The organism is Leeuwenhoekiella sp. H156, assembly GCF_052218455.1.
Lineage (GTDB): Bacteria > Bacteroidota > Bacteroidia > Flavobacteriales > Flavobacteriaceae > Leeuwenhoekiella > Leeuwenhoekiella parthenopeia.
The window spans coordinates 3,843,203-3,865,782 of record NZ_CP197499.1 but is presented as its reverse complement, the minus strand read 5'-3'; the positions used below and the strand labels follow the sequence as shown (position 1 = coordinate 3,865,782).

General features: G+C 46.5%; 11 protein-coding genes. All 11 read left to right on the top strand.

From position 1 onward, the window contains the following. Positions 1 to 23 precede the first annotated feature (23 nt). Positions 24 to 1,772, top strand: coding sequence for a type VI secretion system tip protein VgrG (gene vgrG, locus ACSSS3_RS16350; protein ID WP_442845523.1), 1,749 nt, complete (start codon positions 24 to 26; stop codon positions 1,770 to 1,772). Positions 1,773 to 1,783: 11 nt separating this feature from the next. Beyond that, a complete protein-coding gene (locus ACSSS3_RS16345) occupies positions 1,784 to 2,080 on the top strand; it encodes a PAAR domain-containing protein (RefSeq protein WP_442845522.1) in 297 nt (98 codons plus the stop codon). 140 nt (positions 2,081 to 2,220) lie between these two features. Beyond that, the gene (locus ACSSS3_RS16340; RefSeq protein WP_442845521.1) at positions 2,221 to 2,631 is read left to right on the top strand and encodes a GPW/gp25 family protein; all 411 of its coding nucleotides are present in this window, start codon (positions 2,221 to 2,223) and stop codon (positions 2,629 to 2,631) included. A 5-nt stretch (positions 2,632 to 2,636) separates the two neighbouring features. Further along, positions 2,637 to 5,813 carry a baseplate J/gp47 family protein gene (locus ACSSS3_RS16335; RefSeq protein WP_442845520.1) on the top strand — a complete coding sequence of 1,059 codons (3,177 nt, stop codon included), beginning with the start codon at positions 2,637 to 2,639 and terminating at the stop codon, positions 5,811 to 5,813. After that, on the top strand, positions 5,807 to 8,539 hold the full coding sequence (locus tag ACSSS3_RS16330) for a hypothetical protein (RefSeq protein ID WP_442845519.1): 2,733 nt from the start codon (positions 5,807 to 5,809) through the stop codon (positions 8,537 to 8,539). The genes ACSSS3_RS16335 and ACSSS3_RS16330 overlap by 7 nt, the downstream gene beginning before the upstream one ends. A 12-nt stretch (positions 8,540 to 8,551) precedes the next feature. Next, positions 8,552 to 13,774 carry a hypothetical protein gene (locus tag ACSSS3_RS16325; protein WP_442845518.1) on the top strand — a complete coding sequence of 1,741 codons (5,223 nt, stop codon included), beginning with the start codon at positions 8,552 to 8,554 and terminating at the stop codon, positions 13,772 to 13,774. A gap of 3 nt (positions 13,775 to 13,777) precedes the next feature. Further along, on the top strand, positions 13,778 to 15,301 hold the full coding sequence (locus ACSSS3_RS16320; RefSeq protein ID WP_442845517.1) for a contractile injection system tape measure protein: 1,524 nt from the start codon (positions 13,778 to 13,780) through the stop codon (positions 15,299 to 15,301). Positions 15,302 to 15,320: 19 nt separating this feature from the next. Beyond that, the gene (locus ACSSS3_RS16315; protein WP_442845516.1) at positions 15,321 to 19,841 is read left to right on the top strand and encodes an eCIS core domain-containing protein; all 4,521 of its coding nucleotides are present in this window, start codon (positions 15,321 to 15,323) and stop codon (positions 19,839 to 19,841) included. A gap of 12 nt (positions 19,842 to 19,853) precedes the next feature. Then, positions 19,854 to 20,681 carry an N-acetylmuramidase domain-containing protein gene (locus ACSSS3_RS16310; RefSeq protein ID WP_442845515.1) on the top strand — a complete coding sequence of 276 codons (828 nt, stop codon included), beginning with the start codon at positions 19,854 to 19,856 and terminating at the stop codon, positions 20,679 to 20,681. Next, positions 20,674 to 21,993 carry an ATP-binding protein gene (locus tag ACSSS3_RS16305; RefSeq protein WP_442845514.1) on the top strand — a complete coding sequence of 440 codons (1,320 nt, stop codon included), beginning with the start codon at positions 20,674 to 20,676 and terminating at the stop codon, positions 21,991 to 21,993. The genes ACSSS3_RS16310 and ACSSS3_RS16305 overlap by 8 nt, the downstream gene beginning before the upstream one ends. A gap of 98 nt (positions 21,994 to 22,091) precedes the next feature. Next, on the top strand, positions 22,092 to 22,574 hold the full coding sequence (locus ACSSS3_RS16300; RefSeq protein WP_442845513.1) for a glutathione peroxidase: 483 nt from the start codon (positions 22,092 to 22,094) through the stop codon (positions 22,572 to 22,574). Positions 22,575 to 22,580 lie beyond the last annotated feature (6 nt).

Here is a 22,580-nt window from a genome sequence, read left to right as displayed (position 1 = left end):
CGAAAAAACGAAGTATAGAATTTATGAACACCTCCCGAAGCATAGCAACCGCACAAAACCCGGATCTGGTCACCACTACCCTTTTGGTAAATGGCGAGCAGCTCTCTGCGGCCTATTCGGTAAAATCCATTGTTGTAAACCGGGAGGTAAACCGCATTCCCTATGCCCAATTGGTCATTTTAGACGGCGAGGCGGCATCACAGGATTTTGAACTCAGCAATACCACGCTTTTTGAACCCGGTAGCGAGATCGAGATCAAAGCCGGTTATCACAGCGATGAAGAAAGCCTCTTTAAAGGCATTGTCATTCGCCACGGCATCAAGATACGCGATGCTGCCTCTGCACTTATAGTAGAATGCAAAGACCCGGCGGTTAAAATGACCGTGGGCACTAAAAGCGCTTATTTCTACGAAAGCACAGACAGCGATATCATCGAGCAACTTATTTCTAAATACACCGGCCTTTCAGCAGCTGTTGAAGCTACCCGCGTTACCCATAAAGAACTGGTGCAATACCAGACTTCAGACTGGGATTTTATGATGCTTCGGGCGCAGGCCAATGGTAAACTGGGTTTTGTTGAAGATGGAAGCATTCAGATCAAAGAACCCAACCTGACTCAGGCACCCGTTGAGACAGTTGCCTATGGCGCCACTATGCTGGCTTTTGACGGCGAGATTGACGCCCGCGACCAACTCAAAAAAATTACCGCCTACAGCTGGAATGCCGCCGATCAGGAACTCACAGAGACCGAAGCAGCCGAAGCAAACATCAACCTTAACGGAAATCTTTCAAAAAACGAACTCGCAGCGGTAATCAATCTCGACAATTTAAGCCTCAAACACGGCGGACAGCTCGATACGCCCCAACTGCAACAATGGGCCGATGCCAAAGCCAAAATTCAACAACTCGCCCGCAACCGCGGCAGGGTACAATTTATAGGCATCCCAAAGGTCAAACCAGATACCATCATTAAACTTGAGGGCGTGGGCGACCGTTTTAATGGCAATGCCTACATCACCGGAGTACAGCACGAGATAGCAGACGGTACCTGGACGGTACATGCGCAGTTTGGTCTTGATCCCAAATGGTTTAGCGAGACGTACACGGTGAATTCCCAACCCGCCGCCGGTCTCGTCGCTGCGGTGCAGGGCCTGCAAACCGGAATTGTCACCCAGCTGGAAGAAGATCCGCAGGGTGAAGACCGCATTTTGGTTAACATTCCCATTATCGATGCGGCTTCAGAGGGAATCTGGGCACGTGTAGCTACTCTTGATGCCGGTGAAAACCGCGGCAGCTTTTTCAGACCCGAAGTGGGTGATGAAGTTATCGTAGGCTTTATTAACAGCGATCCCAATTATGCTGTGGTTTTGGGCGCGGTAAACAGCAGTAACAAACCGGCACCGCTTCCCGCATCAGACGACAACCACGAAAAAGGCTTTGTCACCCGCAGCGGAATGAAATTGCTTTTCAATGACGAGAAAGCTTCCGTCACCATCGAAACGCCTGCGGGACGTATTGTGGTGATAGACGATGAAGCCGAAGAAATTAAAATAGATGATGCCGGGGCTAACAGCATCATTCTCGATTCAGACGGGATTGAAATCAGCAGCAGTGCAGATATCAACATCAAGGCTTCCGGCGATCTCAACCTGGAAGGAACCAACGTAAACATAAAAGCCAATGCAGAATTTAAAGCCGAAGGCAGTGCGGGAGCCGAGCTCTCTACCAGCGCCATTGCCGTGCTTAAAGGTTCTTTGGTACAAATAAACTAAAAAGAAAAACTATGCCACCAGCAGCACGTATAAACGATATGCACGTTTGCCCTCAGGTAATCCCGGGGCCTACACCCGTGCCTCACGTAGGCGGCCCCATTTTACCTCCGGGAGCACCCACGGTGCTTATAGGAAACTTACCGGCTGCTCGCGTGGGAGATATGGCCGTCTGCACCGGTCCGCCGGATAGCATCATCGCAGGCTCAGCTACGGTTTTAATAGAAGGAATGCCTGCCGCCCGTTTAGGAGATGCTACCGCACACGGAGGAACTATAATGGCTGGTGATTCCACGGTTTTAATTGGGTAAACCCTTTGTTGTGAGTTAATTAATTTAAAGAACATAACCTACCTCCGGGCAAAACCGCGAGGCTTTTAAAGGAAACAAAACCTTGATTTCGAGCTAAGCCTGAGAGTATTATACCCCCTGGCGAAACCAATAAAAAAACAATGAAAGACAATCTGGCATTTTTAGGTACAGGATGGGCATTTCCCCCGCACTTCGATAAAGAGTCGGGTAAAACGCAAATGACTTCAGGGGTTGAAGACATCAACGCCAGCCTTCACATTTTGTTGAGTACTAAGCTTGGGGAGCGCGTGATGCTGCCTAAATACGGTTGCGCAATGCAGGATCTGGTTTTTGAATCGCTGGACCTCTCCACCCGCACTTACATTGAAGAACGCATTCGCACCGCGATCCTGTATCACGAGAAACGCATCGACCTGCTGGGGGTGAGCTACGACCGCAGCCGGGAACTGGAAGGCGAAGTGCGCCTGCTTATAGAATACAACATCAGGCAGACCAATGCGCGGGGCAACATGGTCTACCCTTTTTATAAAGAAGAAGGTTTTAATAATTAGAAACGATGGCAAAAAAATGCGACACGAGCTTCTTAACCGGCAGGGCGGGCACTTCGCAGGCCGCGCGATGGGCTTCTGCGCTCAATCCGGAATCCTTTGAATTACAGGATCTGGATGTGGCGCAGTGGTTACAGCTGGCACGCGATTTTGCCGTTCATATTCAGTATTTCAAAATTGACAATCCGGATGTGCCTAATGGAAACTGGCAAAACTTTTTCCCAAAAGGCGATTTGGATACCCTAAAAAACTTTTTAGCCAAAGCCCAGCTGGAGCAAAACATGGAGCCTCATCTAACGCTTTTTGTGTGTTTTCTCAAACTGATGGAATTTTCGCGCAGGCGTTTCAACCGGCTTACCGCAAGGCATTTGGAGTTTTATTATGTCGAAATTTTACAGATTCCGCATAAAGAGGCACAACCCGATCAGGTGCATATTTTATTTGAACTTGCCAAAACCTTCACGGAAGCCCCCGTATTCAAAGGAAGTTTATTAGATGCCAAAAAAGATGCAAACAATAAACCCAGACAATACGAAACATCTGCAGACCTCGTCGTCAATAAAGCTAAGGTTGAAAGTTTGAAAAGCATCTACCACGACCCGGCGCTAAACGTGATAAAGGTGGCTCAAAGCACCAACACGGTAGACGGAGTCGAAAAACCTTTAAAAGACAATAAATCCTGGTGGCCTTTTGGATATCCCGAAACCTACGACAAACGCCCGGCGCTTGCAAATGCTGCCCTGGGTCTGGCTATAAGTGCACCCCTGCTTAAACTTCAGGAAGGTAACCGCAATGTGGCCGTGAGCTTTACGGTTAGTAAACCGGGTGATCTTACGATTGCCAATCTCATCCGGTATGTAAAGGTGTATGCCTCCGGCGAAAAAGGCTGGATGGGTCCGTTCTCGTTAGTAGAAAGCGTTTCTGAAAGTCTTCCGGGAACCGAAATCAGTTCGACTTCAAACCCTGCTGTTTTTAGCCTTGCTTTTAACATTCCAAAGGAAGAAAAGGCGGTTGTTGCCTACAATAAGGCTATTCACGACACCGGTTTTGAGACCGAACATCCCCTGATCAAACTGATGATTGATTACAGTACTGCCGAAGCCTATGCCGTGGGACAGGCTTTATCAGAACTCGAACTGCTCAAACTGAAGCTTGAGGTAGAAGTTACCGGCATCACCGGCCTGAAACTGGAAAACGATCTGGGTGCGATCAATACTAAAAAACCCTTTTTACCCTTTGGCCCCAGACCTTATAAACGCTCGCATTTTAAAATCGACTACCCGGAACTTTTTAGCAAACGCTGGTCTGCGATAGGTTTACAGTTGAGCTGGCTGAATCTACCCGAAAGTTTCCGAAAGCATTATGAAGCCTATCGAAGAGACCTTTCGGGCTATGTAAGCAGCAATTTACAGTACCTCAAACTGTTATACGATTTTAAAGAGATCACGGCTGCGGGTAAATCATCAGATTTACTCAAACTTCGCGAAGGTACAGATCTTTCAAACCTGAATAAAGAGCTTACCAACCAGGCTCCGCAAAAAGTGTATAAAGTTGACAATCTTATTGTTCAGAATGCGGCACATTTCAGCGTAAACCTGAGTTTAGAAAATGCTCCTGAAGCGGTATTAAACCCGGCTTCCGCCCCGCTTTTTGAAGAACAGAACGCCAAAACGGCAGAGACTTCAAGCCTCCTGATTACCAGTCCCCTGCAGGACGGGCAACAACCCCATAGCGGTCCGCTGGAACTGAGCCTGACGCATTCGTTTTACCACGAGCTCTATCCGCGTTTGTACACTCTGGCCATTACCAGTACCGAAGATGATGTGATCATTCCCAATGAGCCCTATACGCCGTTTCTGGAAGCTATGAGCCTGTCTTACCGTGCGGCTCAGGAAATCAGTTTTATAAATGGAGAGGTAACAGGAAGCCGGGATCTTGCGCCCATTACGCTTTTTCACGTACATCCCTTCGGAAAAGTACCCGCTCAAAAGTTATTTCCTAAATACGACAGGGGCGGCACGTTATTTATTGGACTCCGCGATGCCCTGAGCGGTCAAAACATCAATTTGCTCATTCAACTTCTGGAAGGCACCGAAAACACTCAGAAACCCGGTTTCGCGCTTAACGAACGCATTTCCTGGTCGGTTTTAAGCAATGACACCTGGCTGAAACTTCCCGAAACTTCCATTCTGGAGGATAATACCGGCAATTTTCTGAAGACCGGCATTGTGAGCATCGCGATTCCTGCCGAGGCGAGTACCCAACACCATCTGATGCCTTCAGGCATGGTCTGGTTAAAAGCCCACACGCCCCGGGATTTTGATGTGGTTTGCCGCTTTCTCGACGTACGCGCTCAGGCGGTTCTGGCCCGTTTCAAAAATCAGGAGAACACCCCTGAACATTTGCAAAACGGACTTGAAGCCGAAACCATATCCAAGCTCGTAAACCGCGAAGCCGGGATTAAAAAAGTGCAACAACCCTACGCCAGTTTTGGCGGTAGCCCAAAGGAAACAGACGAAGCCTATTACCGCAGGGTAAGTGAACGCTTGCGCCACAAAGACCGGGCTGTAAGCCTTTGGGACTATGAGCATCTGGTTTTGGAGCAGTTTAAAGAAGTCTATAAAGTAAAATGCCTCAACCATACCTGCGGTAACCGGTTCACGGCTCCGGGTAAGGTCACAATAGTGGTCATACCCGATATCATCAATCAAAATGTGTTTGACATTTTCGAACCCCGGGTAAGCGCCGCTAAACTCAGGGCTATTCAGGAGTTTTTGATCGCACGCACTTCCCTTTTTGTGGTTCCGCAGGTGATCAATCCCGAATACGAAGCCGTGCATCTTGCACTTAAAGCCCGAATTAAGCACGGCATGGATGAAAATTTCTACCTCAAACGTCTGGAAGAAGATCTTAAAAAATTCCTGTCTCCCTGGGCCTATGCCGAGACCGCAGGGATTGTCTTTGATGTTGAACTGCATCAGCATACGCTGGTAAATTATATCGAAGCGCTGGACTATGTAGATTTTATTACCGATTTGGTGATCACCCATCAGGGGTTGCAAAAGAAACGGGTAAAACCTTCTAATCCCAAAGCTATACTGGTTTCGGCCAAAACGCACAGCATAACCCGCGCACCCCAATATTGCGCAGCTACTACTTCAAATACGACCGAAAGTCTATGCTAGGTTTTAATGAACATATCAGCATTCCTAAAAATACGGCCAGCCGTGATGATCTGGATTTTGAGTTCCTAAGACAACAGGGCATTGCCTATATCGAAAAACTGGCCGGTAGTTTATGGACCGACTTTAACAGCCACGATCCCGGTATCACCATACTCGAGGTGCTCTCCTATGCCATAACCGATCTGGCCAACCGCCTGGATCTTCCTATGGCCGATTTGCTCACCGAAGGTCAAAATGCGTTCGGCAACCAGTTTCACGAGGCTCACGAGATTTTAAGTACAAAGCCCGTCACCCATCTGGATTACCGCAAACTCTTCATCGATATTCCCGGGGTGCGCAACGCCTGGTTGCAGCGCTATGAAAAGAAAGTCTATGTAAATTGTAAAGACCGTTTGCTCAATTACGACTCGTTTCTCGAGAAAGAAGGTTTTGAACACCTTAAAGCTGAAGATGAAAAACAGTTTTACCTCAATGGGCTCTACAGGCTTTTGCTTGATCTGGAGGAAGGTTTAAAGCTGGAAGATATCGAAAAAGAGGTGCGGGCCAAATACCATCAAAACCGAAACCTCTGTGAAGATCTTATTCAGATTAAAGAGGTAAATGAGCATCCCGTAAAAGTTTGTGCAGAGATTGAGCTGGAGTCTGAAGCTGATGAAGATGCGGTTAAAGCCCGAATCCTTCTTGCCGTTGAAGCCTATTTCACGCCTGAAATCAAACCTAAAACCCTTGCAGAACTTACCGCTTCCGGGAAATCACCGCTCGAAATTTTTAACGGTCCACAGCTCGAAAACGGCTTTCTGGACGACGATGAGGTGCTCAAAGCGGCTCTAAAAACCGAAGTGCGCCAGTCTGATCTCATCAACATCATTAGCAATGTGGAAGGTGTGGCTAACATTCGGGATATCGTCATGGGTGCATGTACCGAAGCTACCCCGGATGGCAGTTCGTGGGTCTACTGTCTGGACCCCGGCAAGAAACCGGTGCTTTGCGACAGGAGTTCGTGGAGCTTTTTTAAAGGTTTTATCCCGCTGAATATAGATGACGCGCGGGTAGATCATTTTAAACAGCAAATACGCGATGCCCGGGCTGCAGATCTGAAAGGGATACGCGACAGCTTGCGCACACTAAAACTACCCAAAGGTGAGAAATACCAGCTCGGCGAAACCACCAGTATACAAAACGAGTTTCCGGAAGTTTATGGTATTGGCCCTTACGGTCTCAAAGCCAACGCAAGCCCGGCAGAACGTGCTAAAGCTAAACAACTCAAGGCCTATCTGCTGTTTTTCGATCAGATTCTGGCCAATTACTTCAAACATCTGGAACAGGTAGGCACCTTATTTTCGGTTACGGGAAAATCACGCCATTACTATTTCGCACAGGCGGTACGTGATCTTAAAGGGCGTGACGAACTTTTTAAATTCCCGGACACCAGTTTTGCTCCCAATAGCGATGAGGAGCTTACGGCGCATTTCTATCCCAATTTTGAAGACCGAAATCTAAAAAAGCGCAATGAAATTCTGGATCACCTGCTCGCGCGCTTTGCAGAGAGCTTCGGGGATTATGCCTTTTTAATGCGAAGCATATACGGACAGTTTGCCGAAGAAGCCATCATTGGCACCAAAGAGCGTTTTCTAAAAGAATATGCGCTAAGCGGAAGCGCACGGGCTTTGAGCTTTAATTATTTCAATCAGAAACCGAAAGACTTATGGGATACCCCAAATATTTCGGCCCTGCAAAAACGCCTGTATCTGTTGCTGGGCATTACAGACATCAACCGAAGAAACCTCTCTGAAGATTATATCGAGATTTACGAGGAACAAGACACCGATGACCTCCTCGAATACCGCTGGCGTATCAAAGACGGGTCTAAAACCATCCTGTCTTCGGCTACCAAACACTACAAAAATCTGGAGCAGTTGCATCAGGAATTGATGCTGGTAAAGCGCTATGCTCAGGATTCAAAAAATTTCAAGTTTTATCAAACCAAACCCAAAGATCCCAACAAAACGCCCGAGTGGTATTTTGTCCTGATCAATCCCAACGAAAAGGCTGACAGCGAAGCCTACATCATTGCCCGCCGCATTGCCACGTTTAAGAGTGAAGAAAATGCTGTAAAAGCGAGCAATGCCGTGCTTAATTTCATCAATGCGCTCAAAGGAAATGAAGGTATGTACCTCATCGAGCATATTTTGCTCAGACCCGATGTAAATCTGCAAACTACTCATACGCAAACTTTTATGCCCGTATGCGCCGAAGCCTGTGCGGGTGATGCCTGCGAGCCTCTTGACCCCTATAGTTTTAGGGTGAGTATTGTGTTACCGGGCTGGACCGAGCGCTTTAGCAATATTGACTTCAGACGTTTTGTCGAAGATTTGATCAGACGCGAGCTCCCTGCGCATATTGTAGCTAAAATCTGCTGGATAGGCTATGCCAAAAACTACACCGATGAAAACGGGAAACCACCAAAAGAAAATGAGATGGTAATCCTCGAAGAAGCTTACAAAGCCTGGTTGCTCAGCCGTACCCAAAACGAGCAGGCTCAGGACGAGACTGCATTGATCAATCTCAACAAGGCTATGGGCAGTCTGCATACCATTTACCATCAGGGCAGATTACACAGCTGCAGACCTAAAAATCAAAACGAAGCGCCTAAAGCCGGCGAGTCAAAAGAGAAACAAACCAATCGAAATGTCATACTGGGTAGAACCAATCTTGGCAAACTCTAAAAAAACACAATCATGCAAGCACTTTTAACCAAAATAACACCAGATTACCGCGCGTTTGTAGATGATCAGGTATTGACCGCGGGCCAGCTTAACGAGTTTCTTGACTTTTTTCAGGATCAGGACCGGCTTTCGCGCACGTGCTTAAGTGGTGTAGGAATTGTTTGTGGCTTTGAAGTCACCACTTCCGGTACTAAGGTGAGCATCACGCCCGGCTGTGCTATAACCACAGACGGCGACCTCATCAAACTACTGGTTGATGTGTCTCAAACTACAGATGGCGAACCCATCACCCCTGCAGACCCTTATAAAAAACTGGCAAATGAGGCTTTACAATACACGCACTATCGGGTATTTGAAGATGCCTACGCAAACTATCCATACTTCCGGAATGCCGAGGATTCCGGTTTGCTAAATCTCCTGGAGCTAAAAACTGAAGCTACCCGGGAAAGCGGAAAAGACAAGGTGCTTACCGAAGCCGAACTCAAAGACAAGGTCGTTCTGCTTTATCTGGAGACCTATCCTCAGACACCCGATATCTGTACCGAAACCAACTGTGACAGTCAGGGCGAGCGTCAGGTGGCTAATCTTCGGGTTTTGCTTGTAAATACCGGTGATGTTTCGGTAATTACCCGCAACGATTCGGTGTATCGCGATCACAACAATTTAAGTGCCTACCAAAATCTGCCTGAAGTAAAAATGCCCCGCCTGCTGCTCAAAACTGCAGCCCGGGAAGTAAAAGCTCCGCCTAAACTCGACGCTTCTGCCCTGCTCGATTTCATCAATTTGCGAAAAGATTTGGTAATCAGTGATTCCCTCAAAAAAATACCGGATAATCTGTTTGCTCTCGACCTTTCAGCAGGCAATTCAATCTCCGAAAAAACAGCCCTCGGGCGGAATACCGATTTTGGTATGACCGGGGAAATTTCGGTCCTCAAAACCAATTTTACGGGACTCAAAGACCTTTCCGGCTTACGCATCAACACCAATCTAAAACCGGTAAACACCAGGACCTATGCGGCACTGGCAAACAACTACAGAAGCATTTGCGCAGGTGTGGCCAATGAACTGGCTAACGCCTTCCTGAATATCAAAAATGGATTTTCAAAATTACTTGATATTCAAAATATTAAAATTGATTACTTAATTGAAAGCTTATACCAGTTAAGCAAAGAAACCCCTGTGTTTCAGGTACAGTATTATTACGATCACCTAGCCGATCTGGCAGCTATTTATAACGAGGTTCGCGATCTGTTGCTTCACATTCAGCACGTGTGCTGCCCACCGGTTGAGGCCTTCCCAAAACACATCCTGCTGGGTGCTCCCAATGCTCCGCTTCGGTTTACCGCAAACCGGCATCGTTTTTACGATTCGCCCATTACGGCAAACGGGGATAAGGCGTTTCAAAAGGCGCGTTTTCTGCTCAACAAAGCCGTGATTCTTCGGGAATCCTTCAGCCTTCCGGTAGAACCCGCTTTAGTCATAACCCCATCAAACAACCCGAGACAGCAACCTCAGGATGCGCAGGCCATTCCGTTTTACTATAGTCCCGGTGAAGCCCTTGTGTATCATTGGGATTTCATCAAAACTTCGATCTACCGGGAGAAATTCAATCTGGGCTATCATAAAAAGTATTTGGACAGTGATCTTAGCATACGACAACCGCTGGCTTACGACCTTAGCGGTTTTAACTTCCTGCGTATTGAAGGCATTCAGGGAAAAACCTACACCACGGCCCTTACTGATTTAGAACGCCTTAAAAAAGACTACGGTCTTGCTTTTGACATCAAGACCATAAACATCAATGCTACGCTTGAAGATATTGATCTGGACGACTACTCCTGCCATTTTGATTATCTGGCTACGAGTCTTAAATCCTGGACTGCCGAGCAGGACTGCCTTAACAGTGAAGTCAGCGCATTTTTCAGCGGTTTTAACATCAAAGATCTGGGCAGTCACAATTACAGCTTTGAGCAGTTTGACCGAAGCGATTTGCTGGAAAAAGAAGTGCTTACCAAACCCGGAATTCAGGATACCAAAACCCCTGATGATGACCGCCAGCGCATTATAGCGTATTACCAGCTTGATATGGAAGCCCTGGGTAAACTGCCTTCGGCTCAATCCAAACAATTGAATACGCTGCTGGAGCAAATACGCAAACAACTGCTCACGGCTAAAGATCCTGAAGCGGTGCTTAAGGCCAATCAAAAAGAGGTTTTAGCACTGGTAAAAAAAGTAAGCGGTACCACGGCTGAAAATTTAAGTGAAGCCAAAGCGGAGGACACCTCGAAAATACTGGACTACTTTACCAGGGCGTCTGCTGCCACAAAAACTGAAACCTATCGCAGTTTTTATGCGATGAGCGAAGCTACCGAGTATAAAAAGGCTACCACCAACAATACCTTGAACGCGGTTAAAGACACCACCGTGCGCATGAAGAGTCCGTATCTTACCATTGCGCCCTTAACCAAAGAAGTCAGCCTCAATAAAACGGTTACCGCAAGCCTGAATACCAAACCCCAGGATTTGGGATACGTGGTCGATTTTGTTTCCAAAGACCGTATGAATGCCAGCGCTGTCGAACTGATACGGGATATAATCCGCAAGCAAAAAGAACTTTTCCCTAAAGAAACTCCGGTCAACCCGAACGATCTTAAAGTAGGACTTGAGATCCCCGCAGGCATCCTGTCGCGGTTACAGCTCGCGGCCTCGCACATTCCGCCAGACCTGGAATCGGTTACCAAAGAAGGCAAGCAAAACTTCATCAAGGCGATGCAGGATCTCTGTGATTTTGTGAAAGAAGCACGTGCTGTGGTAAATGAAATCTTCAACAATCCGCAGGCCGATTATACACATTACGGCTACGAGACCATCTATACGTTTATGCTAGACCGGCTTCAGGAAAACTGCTGTGCGGCGGAGCAACTGGAAGTGATTTTGGATGAAATCGAGTCCAAAAAAGCACAAATTCTTGACGAACTCATTTTTGAGAATTTTGTGCGAAAACATCCCGGTCTTGAGCACAAAGCCGGGGTGCCTATGGGTGGCACCTTTGTGATGGTGTACAGCGGCATCAACCGCGAAACCGAAGATGCCCAAATCGCTCCTAATACCGTGGTTGCCGATTTTGCCCTGCCCTACATGTGTTGTTCAGACTGTGCCCCTATTGGCTTTATCGTGCCGGAACCGGTTGACAGCGCTTCTTTGGTTTTAAATCCAGATCGTATTTGTGTCGACCCCGAAAGCAAAGATCCGGTTGAGGTAAGCCTCACTGTGAGCCCACAGAATGCTCAGGTGAGCCTTATCAACAAAACCATTAAAGGTGTTACAATACAGGGAACTTCCCTGGTGATCAGTCCGCCGGAATACAACGCCTACGACAAACCGATACAGTTTGCTGTAAATGGTATACTCACTACCGCAACGCTGAGCGTTTTCAAAAAACCCGCTTTTGAGATTGTAAGTCTTCCGCGCGAGCTGACCGCAGCTCCGGGAGAATCAGTTGAAATCAGGCTTGATATTGAAAACACCAATGATTTTAATGTACAGGAGTATAAGTTCAGCTGGAAAATTGGCGAGAAAAGCGAGGAGGGATTTAATCCGTATTATCGTTTTACCGTTCCCAAGGAATTTGACAGCAGTTTCTTTGAGATTCCGGTAATTCTTACACTAAAAGGTTCGGTATGTGAGGAGGTTACGCAGGAACGCAATCTTTTAGTCGAAATCAAACAGGCCCAGGAAACCTTTATCAACATTGAACCCCGTGCGTTTTGCGAAAATGATGAATTGGCCTACCCCATTATGGTCATTCCCGAAGATGCCGCAGTTGAACTTGCCGGAGCCGGAGTTGAACAAACCGAGAAAGGCTGGACGTTTATGCCGGCTAAAGCAGGCCCGGGAATTCATCAGATTAATTTAAAAGACGGAAAATCCATTAGCGTTACAGTGCAGAAGCTTCCTGAAGCATTTGGTCTGAATCAAAGCTTTGATCCCGATAAAAAACAGCTTAGCATTAAAGTAGAAAGTCCCGAAGCCAAAGCTCCTTTTGAATGGTTTATAAACGGCAAATCGCATAAAACCACCGAAGAAGGTCTGCTTATTATTGAGCAAAGCGAAAGCGCCCTCACTGCACGGGTTTTTGCAGATGCTGTGATAGAACCTTGCGGCAGCATACGATCTGAAATCATCAGTGTTGAAATACCCCCGCTGGAAACCGATACGGTAGAAACGCCGGTCATTGCGATGGAAGAAAAGCAATTCTGCAATACCGATCAAAGCACGTATTTAATCACGATTATATCGGGAGATCCTAAAACCAAAATAAGCGGTGAAGGCGTGGTCTTTCAAAACGAAAAATGGGGTTTTATCCCGCTGGGATTGGTACCTCAGGACTATCAAATCACTCCCGAAGGCGGGCAACCCATCACGGTAAACGTGGGTGCGCCATCAGGACGGGTTTTGCGCATCAGTTCCAAAGATGAAGACGGAAAGCGCATTTTTACCGGCAACATCACCGATGCCAAGGCAACCTATACATGGCTGATAAACGGAAAGGTTCAGGAAGCGTTTAAAGAGAATCAAATCGCCTTTGCATTGGACAAAGCCTTTTCAGGCGAATTGGTATTGCAGGTAAACATTCCGCCTTGCGATAATTTACAAACCAGACCAACTCTGGTCGATATTAAGGTCGATGAGGTATTAGATCCTCCGGCGGATGATACATTATGTACCGATAAAACCACCCAATACCTGAAGAGTCAGCTTCCTGCGCTAAACCTGCTTTTGAAGGAAACACAGGATACGAGTCTGGCTCAGGCAGGCGGTCTGGTTAAGGTATTATACCGCGATGTTCTGGCCGATCCTGCAATTCTTACAAATGGATTGAGCAGCGAGCTCGGTCTGCAGATTCAGCAGGCGCTAGATCGTATTCACGAAGCCTGCCTGGCCGCAAAAAGCACCCAAAAACCCGCGTTTGTAAAGCTTTACATTTTCGCTCAGGATTTATTTTACGGCGTGATGCGTTGTAAGAAGTCGACCTTCTGGAGTACAACGGTGGTCGCTCCCATTCTCACAACTATTGAAAAGCATTTTGACCGCAAGGAAAATAACGCTTTTGGCAATCAGGATGGGGTAAACTTCCCCGATAATCTGGAAGCCAATTATCTGGATATGCGGAAGCATTTTGCGACCCCACGCTACGAGGCGCACTTTGACTTGTTAATCGAAAACATCAAATAAGTTATGGAAGCAGCGCGTAATCATTGTATTGATAAGGTTTTTGTAGAAGTAGACTGCAATTCTATGGAGCAAGCGCTGTTTTTAAAAGATCACCTAAGCAGGATGCTTAACGAACAGGTTTTTCCGGAGATTGAAAGCTGGATCGCCCAATTGCAACTGAACCCAAAACTGTTTTACCGTCTGCCAAAATTGGATCTCGAACTCCAAACTTCAAAAAATGGTCTGGTGTACGATGCCCCTGTTGTTTTGGTCGAAAAGATTAAAAACCAGCTTCAACAGGCGATCAGGACCGGAACAAGATCCCGGGTAGAATCAGATGTACTGAAAGTTACCGAAGAAAATGAAAGACAGCCTGAAGCTTTTCTGCACTTCCTAAAAACCGGAAGCCTGCCCTGGTTTTTTACTAAAAATGAAGAACTGCAGCTTAAAACCTTACTTGCCGCACCACAGTCCTTTAAAATTGCTTTAAAAAGCCTTTTGAAAGAAAATCCTTCGGCACGCAAACGTCTGGTTTATCAATATGCAGATGCTGTCGAGTTGTGGAAATTCATCAGCCAATTGCGCGCTTCGGATGGTGAAAAGGTATTCCGGGCCTTCCAAACGCTGTCTAAAAAAAGTAGTTTCCCTGAGTATCGGGAAAGCCTGCTTATGCTGTTTACAGGTTCATGTATTGAGGCAGCTGAAAGTCAAATGAACTTTGATCTCACCACATTTTTCAGGCAACTGGTTTTAACCCCTAAAACCACCGCTAAAGACCTGACCCTACTGGCAAAACTGTCTCAAAACGAACTGGTTTTACTAAAATTAAAAGATAAAGTTTCGGTCGAGATAATCAATAACAATACCTTAAAAACCAATAATTTAATTCTAAAAATAAAATACGAAAAAATTCAAAATATTTTTCACAAGGAGACTCCTGTTTCCTTAAAATCCAATCTTCATGAACTGCTGAAGCCCGTCACGGATTTGAAGGTTTTTCGCCCAAAGAACAACCCGAAACATTTAGCGGACTTAGTAGATCCTGAAGTAGATTCAGCACTTATGCCTCAGGCCGGTTTGGTTTTACTGCATCCGTTTTTACCCGCACTTTTTAGCGAATTACAGTTCATTGACGAAACCAAACAGCTAAAAAAATCAAAACGGGATGAAGCGGTTCACCTGCTCCATTTTTTGGCCACCGGTAACTTAAAACCTCACGAGGCAGAGTTGGGTTTTGAAAAGTACCTCTGCGGTCTTCCGTCCCAATATCCAGTGCGTAAAGACATAAGCCTTTCGCCAAAGCAGCAAGAAGAAGCTATTCATTTACTGGAAACCGCCATCAGCCACTGGTCTGTACTCCAAAACACCACTCCGGCCGGTTTGCGCGGACAATTTTTAACCCGAAGCGGGAAACTGACTTTTGAGACCGAAAAAGACCATCTGCATCTGCAGCGCGAGACGGCAGATATTCTGCTCGATCAGCTTCCGTGGGGCCTGACGCTGATGCGCTTACCCTGGCTTAAAAAACTAGTGTACATCAACTGGTAAAATTTAAAAATTACAACCCATGCCTGTATTTGCTAAAAATAAACCCGCTCTTCAGAAGACTTCCGGCAAAGCTGCGAAAACACCTTTTTTTGGCCTACAGGCAAAGCTGAAAACCGGTACGCCGGGCGATCGCTATGAGACTGAGGCCGATAATGTGGCTGCACGTGTGGTGCAAAACACCGGAAATTCGGGCACCAAAACCCCTGCCGTACAGGCTAAACCTTTGGCTAAAAGCATCAGTACCGGTGTGCAATTGAAACCTTTGGAAGAAGAATCGGTTCAGGCTAAAGCCGATGACGAACTTCAAATGCAGGAGGAAGAAGAAAGCATTCAAGCTAAGGCCGAAGACGAAGAGACAGTTCAGTCTAAAGAAGATGAAGAACTTCAGTCTAAAGCTGAAGAGGAGGAATCTGTTCAAACCAGGGCAGAAGAGGAAGAAGTACAAATGCGGGCGGGGACAACGCCGCGCAATACTGATATCAATAGTGAATTGCAAAGTTCCCGTGGCGCCGGTTCTGCACTTCCGGAGGCTTCCCGAAATCAGATGGAAGCAGGGTTTGGTACTGATTTAAGCGATGTGCGCGTACATACCGATCAGCGGGCGCAACGTATGGCTCAGGACATAGGAGCTCAGGCCTTTACCAGCGGCAGCGATATTTATTTTAATCAGGGGCGCTTCAATCCCGGTACCGCGCAGGGTGATGCGCTTCTAGCTCACGAATTAACACATACCATCCAGCAGGGTGCTGTCGACCCGCAACAAACACCGCAAAGCACCGCAAACGGTAGTACTTCGGCGACTGCGACTTCAACTACAGAAGTAGATTCGGTCTCAGAAAATGCAATTACCAGCCCAAATTCCGAAACTCCTGCAAACGCAGAAACTGCTGTTCATCATCAGGAGGAAAAACCGCAAAATGCAGAAGCACAGACCGGTGAGGCTCAAACTGCCGCCACGCCCTATCCGCGCAGTCCGCAGGAAGACCCTGCTTTTCAACAGGCCGAAAATCAGGTAGAAGACCGGGCGGAAACCGCCCAGACCACCCAACCTGCCTCGCAGGCAGCTGCGGCAGCATCTGCAGCTGCACCTGCTGCATCCAATGAACAACTGAGTGAAGCACAGGCCGGTCAGGTTGCCGTGATGGAAGAGCAGGAACCCGGTACTTTTGACGCGGTTGCTTTTAAAGCCCGCCTGATGGAACGCATCGCGGCTATGCAGCTTCCGGCAAACGAAGAAGAAGCTGATGATTTTGAAAATAACAATAACATTGATGAAGTAACGGCAGACGGTACCGCTATGGCTTCCGCAGAACGGCAACAGGCTGCCGGGACTATTGATCAGGCTACACAAACCGAACCCAACCCGGACGCTGTTCCGGCGCGTGAAGTGCAACCCCTACCCGAACCCGAGTTTGGCTCCCCTCCTGCTCCTGTGCGGGCAGCTCAGGCGATGCCTGCTCCCCGTCCCGAAGATCAGGTAAGTGCTCCGCTACAGGAGAATATGCAAAGTATCGATTCGGAGATGGCCAATAATCAGGTTACCGATGAGATGCTGGCAAACAGTAATGAACCCGGTTTTACGCAGGCTTTAGACAGTAAACAGGAAGCTCAAACACATACCGAGCAGGCTCCGCAGGAATTTAGACAAACCGAGCAAAACAGTCTTGCCGCTACCCGCGAGCAGGCGCAAACCAGCAGCAGTGCCGAGCTGCAAGCTATGCACAACAGCCGTACCGGAACATTGGGTACGATGCAGACGCAGCAGGAAACCGGCGCGCAATCAGACAGTGCAGAGCGCGAGCGCATCGCGGGGGAAATCAACCGAATTTTTGAAGCCACCAAAACCGATGTGGAAACCTTGCTGGCCGATCTGGAGGCCGAAGTGGAAAGGCGCTTTGAAGCTGCTGCCACACGGGCTAAAAAAGTCTTTGAGGATTATGTCGAGCGAAAGATGGATGCCTACAAAGACGAGCGTTACAGCGGCGTGGGCGGAGCCCTTACGTGGGTTGGCGATGCTTTTACCGGTTTGCCTGATGAAGTCAATGCCTTTTTTGAGGAAGGCCGAAACAAATACATCGAAGCGATGGATGGCGAGCTTACTACAATCGCCGAATATATCGCTCAAAAACTCACCGAAGCCAAGCAGCGTATTGCACAGGGCAAGCAGGATGTAGCCACTTTTGTAGAATCACAACCGGAAGCTTTACGCGGTATTGCTCAGGAAGCCGCCGAAAACATTCAGGAGCAGTTTGACAGCCTGGAAGAAGATGTAAACAGCAAGCAGGACGAACTCATAGACTCCCTCGCACAGCAGTATCAGGATAGTCTGGCCGAAGTAGACGCGCGTATTGAAGAAATGCAGGCCGCAAACCGCGGACTTATTGATATGGCAATGGGACTGGTGATGGGAATTATAAACACAATCATCGCCATTAAAAATATGCTGACCAATTTACTCAGCGCTGCGCTGGAAGCTATCGGCGCAATCATTTCAGATCCTATCGGATTTTTGAGCAACCTTATTCGGGGCGTTAAAGAGGGCTTTGTCAATTTTGGCAATAACATTATGAGGCATTTGATGAGTGGTCTCGTCACCTGGCTTACCGGCGCCCTGGGTCCTATGGGTATTACCATCCCCGAAGATATTTTCAGTCTTAAAGGCATTTTTAGCCTGGTGATGCAGGTTTTAGGACTTACCTGGGATTATATGCGTCAAAAAGCGGTAAAACTTCTCGGCGAGCCCGTGGTACAGGCACTCGAGACAGGCTTCGAACTCTTTCAAATCATACGTACCGAAGGGATAGCGGGTATCTGGGAATACCTCAAAGAGCAATTTAACGACCTTAAAGAGACCGTCATTGATAGCATTCAGGAAATGATCATTTCTACCGTTGTCGACGCCGGTATCAAGTGGGTATTGGGTTTGATGAGCCCCGCCGGAGCCTTTGTCAAGGCTGCAATGATGATTATAGACATCGTAAAATTCTTTATCGAGCGCGGCAGCCAGATTATGGAACTCATCAAAGCCTTTATTGACGGCGTTAAGGCTGTTGCGGCTGGTAATGTGGGTGTGATTGCTACCAAAATCGAAACGGCCCTGGGCAAGGCCGTACCGGTAATCATTGGCTTTCTGGCCTCCTTACTCGGTATTAGCGGTTTGGCTAAAAAGGTGCAGAAACTCATTGGTAAAATCAGAAAACGTATTGATAAAGCGATTGATAAACTGATTTTAAAGGCGAAGAAGTTTGCGCGTAAAATTTTGGGTCGTGGTTCTGCTAAAGGTCAAAGTGGAAAGGATGCCAGAAGCGATCAGGAAAAGAAAAAAGACCTCAATGATGGGCTAAAACATGCTCAAAAACTAGCACAAAAAAGCAACTCTATAGAAGACGTAAAAAATGGAATCCCAGCAATTAAACAAAAGTATGGCTTAATCAGTCTTGAACCGGTCATTGATCGCTCAAAGATGGATTCGACGAAGCTTCATTTTAAGGCCAAGGTTAATCCCGAAGGAGAATCGGCAGCACAAGAAACAACTATAGATCATCCCTTAAAGGCCTATTTAGGAATGAAATTCGTTAAAGAAAATAATACCAGTGTCAGCGCTTTAGGTGAACGAAAACGACAAGAGGTTTTAGACGCAGGATATTACTACAGAACGGTTGGCGGCAAGCAGGACATTGTAAGAAAGAATGCAGACGACAGTAAATTCCCGGAAGTACATTTTAATGACGAAGGTAAGTTAACAGAGGGACCCAATCCGCGAGGGGAAAATTCGGAACACGTGGATTACATACCTATCAAGAAGAATGTTAAGGAATTAGATAATAAGTATATTGTTGAATACACTACTGAAAAGCGAGGCGCAGATCGTAAGCGTATTCCAGGGAGTGAAGATCGAAAGTTTAAAATTGATATTACGTACGACCAGGCACTGGCCTTCAGTCCAAATGAAACCGAAACACGTGTGGTTTCAGGATCAAACTTAGAATTGAAAGAAACCGGAGGAGCCCGTGGAAAAACCGATAGTGCACAGAGTGGATTTCATAACGCCCATTTAATCGCCGACCGCTTCGGTGGTTCCGGAAAAAACTCATCTATGAACATATATCCAAGCTCACCCAATTACAATACCTCAAGTATGAAAGGCAAAGAAGATAGTATCGCTTCAATCTTAAGTAATTCTAATACTAAAAACAATCAAAATAATTTCAGCCTTAAAGTAACCGCAACTATCAAGGGAGAAACGGCAAACAGGTCTGCCCTGCAGCAAATGATAAACGAGGAAGCATTAAGAGATAACAGTTTAGAAGTGAAAAATATTAATAATAGTATGGCTACTGATTTGACTGCCTTAGTTCGTAAAGACATTTTGGGAAAACCCGGGCAGTTTCAAAATGTTCTATACGAACTTGATGGTAAAATACTGGACAAAGATGTGGGTTCTAAAGAAAATCATGAAAAAAGTGTAAGTCTCGATAAAAGTATTGGTCCTGATACAGGCTATAGGGACTTGATTAAAAAATTACTAAAAGAAAAATAATAATTACAACCTATGAAAACACTACGCTACCGCTCACAGGACCCCGAAGTTTATTTCCTCGAAGAAGTTTTACAACAACTAGGCTATTCGGTTTACGTCTCCACTTATTTTGGGAAAGATACCGATGCCGCAGTACGCGATTTTCAAAAGAAGAACGATCTGGTTATAGATGGTGTTGTTGGGTTGAAGACCTGGTCCAAATTGCTTTCGGCTCGCGATAACCTCTTCAGTTTTAGCGACAAATTGTTAAGTGAAGCCGATTTAAAACAGTTTGCCGAAGACTTTGATGTGGAACTGGCTGCGGTAAAAGCGGTGAATGAGGTTGAAAGCAGCGGTAAAGGCTTTTTAATTGACGGCAGGCCACGCATTTTGTTTGAAGGCCACATTTTTTGGCGACAGCTTAAAAAGCGCGGACTCAATCCGGCTGATTTTGTGACGGACTACACGAAAGACGTGCTCTATGAAAGCTGGACCCGGTCGCATTACAAAGGTGGAGCTGAAGAATATGAACGCTTGGAAAAAGCTGCGGGAATAAGCGATCTCGATGCCGTACACAATGCAGCCTATGCTTCGGCTTCGTATGGTTCGTATCAAATTATGGGTTTTCATTACGAAAGCCTGGGCTATCCCAGCGTTGATGCCTTTGTGGCGCATATGTACACGCACGAGCGCGCACATCTGGAGGCTTTTGGTAAATTTTTAAAAGCCAATAACCTGCTTAGGCATCTGAAGTCTAAAAACTGGGCTGCCTTTGCCAAGGGCTATAACGGGCCGGGTTACGCACAAAACAAATACGACATCAAACTGGAAAAAGCCTATCAAAAATATAGTAATGCCTGAATTTAAAGCTTTTGATCTGGCCATACAGCATTTAAAAGAACTGCTGCTTTGGCGTTTACACAATCCCGATGTTCCATTTAAGTCGGCACCGCGTTTTGATGTAAACAGCCTGCCTGATTCGTATTTAAAAAAACTGATCGGCATTTTAGAATTACAGGCTGAAGAGCAGAGTATCCTTTTTCTGGCTTTGGCGCCTTATCTCGCTCCTGGCCTGCTTAAAACCTGCGTAAATGAAGTCTATCCCGAAGGTGCCGAATTACCTGAACTGGGCGGAACCAAAGGCAACACCCATCGCGGGATTCTCCCTACCGGTGAAACCGTACTTTTTCTTCTGGCCGGCAATAACATAACGGAACGATTGCAAAATCTGAGTTTTTTGCTTCCGGAAGCGTCCCTGCGATCGAATAAAGTCATTCAGCTTGAGAAAGTTGCGGCTCACGAACCTTTTTTAAGCGGAAATCTGGTGTTGCAGGAAGATTATGCACAGCTTCTGCTCACCGGAAGCATTCCCGATCCGGAGCTGAGCATCGATTTTCCTGCTCAAAAACTGAAAACCAATCTGTCGTGGGATGATTTGGTCTTAAACAAGCAAACACTTAATGAGATCAAAGATTTGGAAATCTGGCTTAAGCATCAGGAGGTTTTGAGAAAAAAGCACGATCTCACCGGAAAATTTAAATCCGGCTACAGGGCTCTTTTCTACGGTCCGCCGGGGACCGGAAAAACGCTTACCGCAAGCCTTTTGGGCAAATACACCGGCCGCGAAGTCTACCGCGTTGATCTCTCGGTTGTGATTTCAAAATACATCGGGGAGACCGAAAAAAACCTGTCTAAACTCTTTGACAAGGCCCGCTATAAAAACTGGATCCTCTTTTTTGATGAGGCCGACGCCATTTTTGGAAAGCGTACACAGGTGCGCGATGCCCACGATAAATACGCCAATCAGGAAGTTTCCTATTTGCTTCAGCGTCTCGAAGAACATCCCGGACTCGTCATTTTAGCCTCCAATTTTAAATCGAACATCGACGCTGCATTTACCCGTCGGTTTCAGGCAATAGTACAGTTTACCAACCCTAATGTAGAGGAACGCCTCAAACTCTGGAATCTGGCACTTCCGGAGGGTTTCCGCTTTGCGGAAGAGATTGACCTTAAATCGCTGGCTAAAACCTACGACATCACCGGCGCTAACATCAACAATGTGGTGCACTACAGTTGCCTAAACGCCCTGAATCGCAAAACCTTTGAAATCGACAGTCAAAACCTGATCAAAGGGCTGAAAAGGGAGTATCAAAAAGAAGAAAAAATGTTTTGATCAGGCGCTGCTTCCTGCTTTTTGCCTAAAACAAAGAAGTCTTAATCGTTCTGAGAATCGTATTTTTACAGGAATCATCCCTAAACTCAGAAAATCCTATGACTTTTTACGATTTTGAAGCCAAAACCTTAAAGGGCGAAAGTCTTTCTATGAATGCCTATGCCGGAAAGGTAGTTGTTGTCGTGAATACCGCGAGTAAATGCGGACTCACTCCACAATACGAAGGACTCGAAAAACTGTATGAAAAATACAAGGATGCAGGTTTGGTTATTTTGGGCTTTCCCTGCAATCAATTTGGCAAGCAGGAACCCGGAAGCGCAGAAGAGATTGATTCGTTCTGCCAGGTAAACTACGGTGTAAGTTTCCCAATGTTTGAAAAAGTAGACGTTAACGGCTCTGATGCGCATCCCCTATTTAAATGGCTTAAAGGAAGATTGGGTAGCATTCTGGGCAGTAAAATTAAATGGAACTTCACCAAGTTTGTAATCGATAAAACCGGAAGACCGGTAAAACGCTTTGCCCCGACTACTAATCCTAAAAAAATGGAGAAAACACTCCAGGAGCTCTTAGGAAAGAGCTAGGATCTT